This window comes from Micromonospora parastrephiae (assembly GCF_016802865.1).
Classification (GTDB): Bacteria; Actinomycetota; Actinomycetes; order Mycobacteriales; family Micromonosporaceae; genus Micromonospora; species Micromonospora parastrephiae.
Genome location: NZ_JAEVHM010000267.1, coordinates 1 through 5,693, shown reverse-complemented (window position 1 = coordinate 5,693; position 5,693 = coordinate 1). Strand labels below are relative to the sequence as shown.

8 protein-coding genes are annotated in these 5,693 nt (G+C 73.1%); 5 read left to right on the top strand and 3 right to left on the bottom strand.

All coding sequences use genetic code 11. The annotated features are described in order from the left end of the window. Nucleotide 1 precedes the first annotated feature (1 nt). The gene (locus tag JNW91_RS28955; protein ID WP_203178665.1) at nucleotides 2-847 is read right to left on the bottom strand and encodes a GNAT family N-acetyltransferase; all 846 of its coding nucleotides are present in this window, start codon (nucleotides 845-847) and stop codon (nucleotides 2-4) included. A 98-nt stretch (nucleotides 848-945) separates the two neighbouring features. Here JNW91_RS28955 and JNW91_RS28950 point away from each other — a divergent pair, with 98 nt between their 5' ends. Further along, a complete protein-coding gene (locus tag JNW91_RS28950; RefSeq protein ID WP_203178663.1) occupies nucleotides 946-1,620 on the top strand; it encodes an NADPH-dependent F420 reductase in 675 nt (224 codons plus the stop codon). Between the two features lie 26 nt (nucleotides 1,621-1,646). On the opposite strand, the gene JNW91_RS28945 is transcribed toward JNW91_RS28950, so the two are convergent. Next, complete coding sequence (locus JNW91_RS28945; RefSeq protein ID WP_203178662.1) at nucleotides 1,647-3,248, bottom strand: glycosyltransferase 87 family protein; 1,602 nt, start codon at nucleotides 3,246-3,248, stop codon at nucleotides 1,647-1,649. Between the two features lie 41 nt (nucleotides 3,249-3,289). After that, the gene (locus JNW91_RS28940; protein WP_203178661.1) at nucleotides 3,290-3,838 is read right to left on the bottom strand and encodes a hypothetical protein; all 549 of its coding nucleotides are present in this window, start codon (nucleotides 3,836-3,838) and stop codon (nucleotides 3,290-3,292) included. 110 nt (nucleotides 3,839-3,948) lie between these two features. On the opposite strand from JNW91_RS28940, the gene JNW91_RS28935 reads away from it, so the two are divergent. The 4 genes from JNW91_RS28935 (at nucleotide 3,949) to JNW91_RS32815 (ending at nucleotide 5,605) form a co-directional block, all read left to right on the top strand. Then, entirely contained in the window at nucleotides 3,949-4,614 is a 666-nt protein-coding gene (locus JNW91_RS28935) for a class I SAM-dependent methyltransferase (RefSeq protein ID WP_203178660.1), read from the top strand. 129 nt (nucleotides 4,615-4,743) lie between these two features. Further along, a complete protein-coding gene (locus JNW91_RS32820) occupies nucleotides 4,744-5,079 on the top strand; it encodes a DUF4397 domain-containing protein (RefSeq protein WP_407664404.1) in 336 nt (111 codons plus the stop codon). Further along, nucleotides 5,055-5,249 (top strand): DUF4397 domain-containing protein, encoded by a 195-nt coding sequence (locus JNW91_RS34100; RefSeq protein ID WP_407664403.1) that lies wholly within the window; start codon nucleotides 5,055-5,057, stop codon nucleotides 5,247-5,249. Before JNW91_RS32820 ends, JNW91_RS34100 begins: the two co-directional genes overlap by 25 nt. Continuing rightward, complete coding sequence (locus JNW91_RS32815; protein WP_238425893.1) at nucleotides 5,246-5,605, top strand: hypothetical protein; 360 nt, start codon at nucleotides 5,246-5,248, stop codon at nucleotides 5,603-5,605. Before JNW91_RS34100 ends, JNW91_RS32815 begins: the two co-directional genes overlap by 4 nt. The last annotated feature ends 88 nt before the right edge of the window (nucleotides 5,606-5,693 follow it).

Below are 5,693 nucleotides of genomic sequence, written 5' to 3'. Positions count from 1 at the left end.
GTTACGGTGCGGCGAAGCGCCACTGGGCTGCGTCGGACACCGGGTGGTAGCCGAGGGTCTGGTAGATGTGATTGCTGGTGGGGTTCGACAGGTCGGTGTAGAGGGCGCACGTCGTCGCGCCGGCGTTCAGGGCATGCCGGCTCGCGTGCGCTACGCAGCCGCTCGCGAAGCCGCGCCCGCGCTGCTCGGGCGGCGTGTAGACACCGCTGACCCGGGCCACGCCGGCGACCGGTCGACTCAACCAGGCCGTCGAGACCGGCGTACCGGCCCGCTCCCAGAGCCAGAGCAGGTCGCCGTGCGGCAGCCGGGCGTCGACCTGCCCGGACAGGTCCACGGGTGGCCGGTCGGGCGTGGTCTCCGCGGCGAACGCGGCCGCCCAGGCGACCAACAGGTCGCGGTCCGCGGCGGTCGCCGGTCGGGCGTGTCCGGGTACGCCGGTCGGCGGCCGGACCGCGTCCAGTTGAAAGATCCGCTGCGCGGTTCCGGGTACGGCCATCAGGTTGGCGCGTTCGGCGTACCGCCGCGCGAACTCCACCACGGCCGGAACCGGGCCGTGCACCTCGGCCAGTGGCGGCGCCGCCCGGACGACGTACTCGGCGAGCGTTCGCGCGGCCGCGACCGGCACCGCGCCGAGGAGCGGCCCGCGCGGCGGGGTCCACACCACCGCACCCACCGTCGCGCCGCCGTCGACCACCCGCACGAACCGCTCGTCCCCGGAGAGTGGCACGTCCCCGGAGAGCCGATCGGCGACAAGCGTGAGCAGTACGTTGTGCAGGACGGGCTCGCGGCGCAGCCAGTCGCCCGCCGTGACGGCGAAGGTCGCGAGATCCTCGACGAGACAGCGCATGCCCGGCAGTCTGCGCAGCCGGTAGGTGTCACGGCAACCGGAATAACCCACCAGGCCGGTCGGGAATGCGTGGTGGGTGGACGAAGTTGGGAACGAGCATGACAACTGTGGGACTGATCGGCAGCGGCAACATCGGCGGCACCGTGGCCCGGCTGGCGGTGGACGCCGGCTACGACGTGGTGCTGAGCAACTCGCGAGGCCCGGAAACCCTCACCGACCTGGTCGACGCCCTCGGCGAGCACGCCAGCGCCGGCACTGCGCAGGACGCGGCGCGGGTCGGCGACCTCGTGGTGGTCAGCGTGCCGCTGAGGGCGTACCGCGCGGTGCCCGTGGAGCCGCTGGCCGGCAAGGTCGTCATCGACACCAACAACTACTACCCGCAGCGCGACGGCAACCTGCCGGAGCTGGACTCGGGCGAGACCACCAGCAGCGAACTGCTCCAGCGGCACCTGCCGGAGTCGCGGGTGGTCAAGGTCTTCAACAACATCTACTACAAGGGCCTGGCCGCGCTCCCCCGGCCGTCCGACGCCGCCGACCGGAGCGCTCTCGCGATCGCCGGTGACGACGCCGCCGCGAAGGCCGAGGTGACGGCCTTCCTGGACCGGATCGGCTACGACGCGGTCGATGTCGGCCCGCTCGCCGACGGGTGGCGCTACCAGCCGGACACCCCGGCGTACGGCACGCTCTACTCCGCCACACCGACCGACTGGGAGCACCCGGCACCGGCCGACGCCGAGAAGCTGCGCGCCGCCCTGGCCGCCGCCACCCGCTGAGTGCCCCGCCGCCCTCCGGCGACCGCCTACCGGACGGCCGTGCGGAGGGCGGCGGCCAGCTCGTCGTCGTAGCTGGCGATGCGCTGGCCGTCCGAGGCGTACGCCACGAGCCGACCCTGGGCCATGGTCGCGGAGCGGAACGAGAACGTCCGCGTACCCGGGTAGGGGGCGAGCAGCGGAATGGCCCGGGGCGCGCCGCCCGGGGCGGAGTAGTACTCCAGGCGGGTCACCCGGGGGGAGACCACCCCGTTGACCCGTACCTTGGTCTTCTCGGCACGGGTGCCGAAGGTGACCGGCGCGTCGGTGGCGTAGGCGGCGCACTCGGCCGGGCCTCGGCAGACGAAGAAGTACCGAGGGTTGACCACATCGTCGAGGGTGTACGCCTTGAAGGTCGGGTCGGCCCCGGCCGGCAGCGGCTGCACGGCGAAGAACGCCAACGCCACCGTGGCCGTGACGCCCACCCGCAACCAGGCACGCCCGGCGGCCGGTCGTCTGCTCGTGCGCTGGGCGGCGACGGCGACACCGCCGAAGCCGAACAGACACAGCAGGCACACGCCGACGGCGCGGGCGTTCTCGAACAGGAACTGCACGCCCGGCCGCGTCGAGATCGGGCTGAGGACCGCGCCCAACGAGACGACCATGGCGGCGAGCAGCGCCGCTCCGGCGGCCCGCTGGGTGACGCCGGACGCGCCGATCAGCAGCATCGCGGCGAGCACCGGCCACACCTGGTGGTGGGTCCAGGACACCGGGGACGCGGCCACGGTGGCGCAGCCGACCAGCACCGCGGCGTGCCCGGGGCGGCCCTGCCGCGTCAACTGCCCGGCCCGTAGCAGCGCCGCCGCGCAGATCAGCGCCACCAGGCCCGCCCAGAGCAGGGGCAGCGACGCCTCGTCGACCCCGACGCGCAGCAGCATCCCGTGCAGGGACTGGTTGCCCAGCGAGGCGAGGTTGCCGATCCGGGAGGTCTGCCGCACGGCCTCGGTCCAGTACGTCCAGCTCTCCCCGGGCAGCACGATCGCGGCGACCCCGGCGCAGGCCACGAACGTCGCGGCGGCCCGGCCGGCGTCGCGATAACGCCCGACGGCGAGGAAGTAGACCACGAACAGCAGCGGGGTCAGTTTGATCGCCGCGGCCATCCCGACCAGCGTTCCACGTAGTCGGGGTGGGAGGACGCCCATCCCGTCGAGCAGGGCCATCAGCACGATGAAGATGCTGACCTGGCCGAAGCGCAGGTTGCTCTGCACCGGCGCGGAGAGCATCAGCACCGTGGCGGCCACCGCCACGACGAGCGGCCGCCGGGAGCGTCGGGTGGTCAGCGCGACACCGACCGTCCCGGCGATGGCGATGACCGCCGCGCACGTCGCCACCAGCCAGAGCCCCTGCACCATTCCCTCGCTGACGGCGGTGATCGGCCCCAGCACGAGGGCGGCGAACGGCGGATAGGTGAACGGGCCCCCGTTCTCCGCCACGTACCCGTACAGCGGCTTGCCGGCGTGCAGATCGGACAGTGCGCCGTAGTAGATGTGCAGGTCGGAGAGGTGGTCCGGACGGACCAGCACGAGCACACAGGACACCAGCGCGACGACGACGAAGGCCGCCCATGCCAGCGCCACCCGGCGATCCCGCATCGACCGAGAATAGGCGAACACCAGGGCCCGCGGTGGCCCCGTCAGCCCGTGGGATCGGGCGTGGAGCCGCCGGACACGCGAGCCATCCGGTACGCCAACTCCGCGCGCAGCCGGTGGACGTCCGGCGTGGCGGCGACCAGGGACACGTGGATCTCGTGCGGTCGCCGGGCCCGGACCTTGTCCCACATGCCCAGCCGGCCCCACTCCCAGCGGTCCAGGACCGGTCGGGTCCGGCCCGGATCGGCGATGTCGACGACCAGGATCGGGCTGATCCGGCCCTGGATTTCGGCTCGGGCCACGTCGGGCCAATCGATCTGTACCGGCGCTCCGCCGGGCAGGGTCAGTTCGACAAAGTCGCGGGTCAACCGCAGTGGCAGACCGCCCTGACGACGCAGTTGCGCGGCGGAGCCCACGGCCCCCAGCAGGAGTATCGGCCCGTGCGGGAACAGGTCGTACCAGGGCTCGCCGAACGCGACGCCGACCAGCGCGAAGGCCGGCAGGATCACCAGCCCCGCGTAGGCCACCCGGGTCAGAAAGCGCCGGCGGGACCGCCGGAAACAGATCTCACCCGCATCGACGCCCGTCGCCATGGCCCCTCAGTAACCTCCGGCCGACGAGCGCAAACGCGGCGTGCGGCACTGATGTCTGCCCTCGGGAGAACGGGCACGGCGGAACGGGCGCGGGTCCCTAGCATCGACGGATGGGAGCCACGAGCACGCCGGCGTACGACGCCCACGCGGACTGGTACGAGGAGTTCATCTCCGGCGGCGGCGACTATCTGCGGCGGGTGCACGCGACGGTGGCGGATCTGCTCGGCACGGGTGCGGGCCGCTGCCTCGACATCTGCTGTGGCACCGGCGCGCACGCGTCCGTTCCGGCGCGTCTGGGCTGGACGCCGGTGGGCGTGGATGTGTCCGGCGGGCAGTTGCGGCATGCGCGCGGACGGTTGCCGGTAATCCAGGGCGATGCCACCGTATTGCCGATCGCCGACGCGTCCCTGCCGGCTGCGATGTGTGTGCTGGCCAGCACCGACGTGCCCGACTATCCGGCAGTACTGGGCGAGGTCGCACGGGTGCTGCGCCCCGGCGGGCGGTTCGTGCACGTGGGTGTGCATCCCTGCTTCGTGGGCGCGTTCGCCGACTGGGGTCGGCACCCGGACGTCGTGGTCGACGAGCGGTACGCCGATCGGGCCCGCAGCTTCGACAGCTGGAACACGGGTGGCGTACGGGTGCGGGTCGGCGCCTGGCACCTGCCGCTCGCCGACCAGCTCAACGCGACCATGGCCGCTGGTCTCCGGTTGGTCCGGGTCGTCGAGGCAGGGCCGGGCGGAGTGCCGGACCTGTTCGGCTTCCTCGCCGTCCGATAGCGACACCCGCCGCGGCGACCGGGACGGCGGCGAAGAAACACCGTTTCGGCAACTTGCGTCGCAGTCCTGTAAACGGGACTCTGTTCCCTGGGTTGCCGCTTGCTCACCGAACGTGCCCCCGGAGGCGACATGCACACGCTTCGTACCGTGCCCCGCCGGCTGTTGGCCGGCGCTGGCGCGCTCCTGCTCGGCACCGCCCTCGCCGCCACCGGCACGCCGGCCAGTGCCGGGGCCGGCGCGGACACCGTCGGATACGTCCGACTCGCCCATCTCTCCCCCGACACTCCGGCGGTGGACGTCTACCTGGCCGCGCCGGACGCCTCTAAGCCGCAGGTCTTTCCGGGCGTCGGTTACGGCGTGGTCTCCGACTACCTGTCGTTGCCTCCCGGCCGCTACGCGGTGGCCATGCGCGAGGCCGCGCCCCCGCCACCGACCCTCCGGTGCTCACCACCGAGGTGGCCGTGACCAGCGGCGACGCCTACACGGTCGCCGGTGTCGGCCGGCACGCCGACCTCGGCCTGCGGGTGCTCGACGACGACCTCAGCGCCCCGAGCAACGGCCGCGCCAAGGTGCGTGTCGTGCAGGCGTCGGTGCGGACTCCGGTGCTCGACGTGGCGGCGGCCGACGGCCGATGATCGCCAACGGGGTGCAGTTCGCCACCACGACCGAGTACCAGCAGGTCGAACCGGGCAGTTGGCGTCTGCGACTGACCGGCGCGGGCGGCCCGAGCACCGAGGCCGAGGTGCGACTCGCCGGCGGCGCGGTCTACTCGCTGCTGGTGCTCGACTCCAAGCAGGGCGGGCTCACCGCCGAGCTGCGCCGCGACGCCGAGGGCGGCATCGTCGTCCCGGCCGGCGGGGTGGACACCGGCGCCGGTGGCACGGCCGGGACCGGGCTGGACGCGTACCCCCTGGTGGCCGGCGGGTTGGCCACGGCCGCCGCCGCGGTGGCCCTGCTGCTCTGGCGTCGGCGGCGACGCACCACCTGGTGAGCGCCGGGCCGGACCTGTCAACCGTAGGGTCGCCTGGACGGCGATGGCGACAGCGCCGTCTTCCGTCACGGTTTCGACATTGGTGAGC

What these genes read in the sequence shown, in the direction of transcription:
- JNW91_RS32820 (WP_407664404.1), top strand. Translation starts at nt 4,744, where the DNA reads ATGCACACGCTTCGTACCGTGCCCCGCCGGCTGTTGGCCGGCGCTGGC.
- JNW91_RS28955 (WP_203178665.1), bottom strand. Translation starts at nt 847, where the DNA reads ATGCGCTGTCTCGTCGAGGATCTCGCGACCTTCGCCGTCACGGCGGGC.
- JNW91_RS28940 (WP_203178661.1), bottom strand. Translation starts at nt 3,838, where the DNA reads ATGGCGACGGGCGTCGATGCGGGTGAGATCTGTTTCCGGCGGTCCCGC.
- JNW91_RS32815 (WP_238425893.1), top strand. Translation starts at nt 5,246, where the DNA reads ATGATCGCCAACGGGGTGCAGTTCGCCACCACGACCGAGTACCAGCAG.
- JNW91_RS28950 (WP_203178663.1), top strand. Translation starts at nt 946, where the DNA reads ATGACAACTGTGGGACTGATCGGCAGCGGCAACATCGGCGGCACCGTG.
- JNW91_RS28935 (WP_203178660.1), top strand. Translation starts at nt 3,949, where the DNA reads ATGGGAGCCACGAGCACGCCGGCGTACGACGCCCACGCGGACTGGTAC.
- JNW91_RS28945 (WP_203178662.1), bottom strand. Translation starts at nt 3,248, where the DNA reads ATGCGGGATCGCCGGGTGGCGCTGGCATGGGCGGCCTTCGTCGTCGTC.